Raw genomic sequence first — 1,073 nt, 5'->3', positions numbered from 1 at the left:
TCGTGAGCGTTACTTGGAAATCGCCAATGCTGATCCGTCAATTGTTGTGATCAATGCAGAACAATCGATTGAAGAAGTGTCTCGTGATATTCAAGACGCCTTGAACGAATGGTTGTCTCGCCAGTAAGTAAAAAGCGAATATAGGTTACGCATGTTTAATGATTTTCCTTGGCTAAAGCCAGCATGGGAGAACCTCAAATCTGGGTTGGATTCAGATCGAATTCCTGGAGCTTTATTGCTGCAAAGTAATAAAGGCTTGGCAGTAGAAAAGCTTGTTGAGTTTTTTAGTCATGCACTTCTTTGTCAAAACTACAGCAGCGAAGCTTGTGGTTTCTGCCATAGCTGTCAACTGACGAAATCTCAAAGCCATCCAGATTTGCACTGGATTAGGCCAGAGAAAGAAGGCAAGGCGATTACGGTTGACCAAATTCGCGCTTGCAATCGTCTAGCTCATGAATCTTCTCAGCTGAATGGTTACCGTTTGTTTGTGATTGAGCCAGCCGATGCGATGAATGAATCCGCTTCTAATGCGCTATTAAAAACGCTGGAAGAACCGGGCGAAAAATGTTTGTTTTTGCTGGTCACTCATAATCAAGAAAGATTGCTACCGACGATTCGTAGCCGATGCCAGCATTGGGTTGTGACGCCGCCTTCAACCGATCAAGCTATGCAGTGGATTGGGGAGCAAGGCTTGTCTCAAGTACCGGCTTTCGCGTTGAAACTGAATATGGGTTCTCCATTAAAAACGCTTGAATCGTTGAAAAATGGTGAGCTAGAGGAGTATTCGGCTTTCGAACGTTGTTTGGTTGAAACACTGTTATCTCCGACGTCTGATGTATCCAAATGTGCATCGTTAATGGCAAAAAATCCAGACCAAGCGCTGGATTGGGCATGGTTGTTATTGACGGATGCTCAGAAGGCGCAGTTTGGTGTTGTAGACGAAGGCATACTGCCTGGTGCCGCGAAATTTCAGCCCCATCATTACGATGGGTTGTATGCATCAACAAAGAAACTCATGGAGCTCAAAGCGCAAATGCAAACCTTTCCGGGTTTGAACCTTGAGCTACTATCAA

General features: G+C 44.8%; 1 protein-coding gene and 1 pseudogene. Both read left to right on the top strand.

Annotated elements, in window-relative coordinates; genetic code table 11:
• A pseudogene (locus R7Q47_RS26260) lies at positions 1–127 on the top strand (dTMP kinase); the annotation flags it as partial.
• Between the two features lie 24 nt (positions 128–151).
• Positions 152–1,073 (top strand): DNA polymerase III subunit delta' (locus R7Q47_RS26255; protein ID WP_318090262.1); only part of this gene is annotated, 922 nt, incomplete at its 3' end.

It is taken from the genome of Vibrio sp. Vb0349 (genome assembly GCF_033338975.1).
This window is presented reverse-complemented; position numbering and strand designations above follow the sequence as displayed.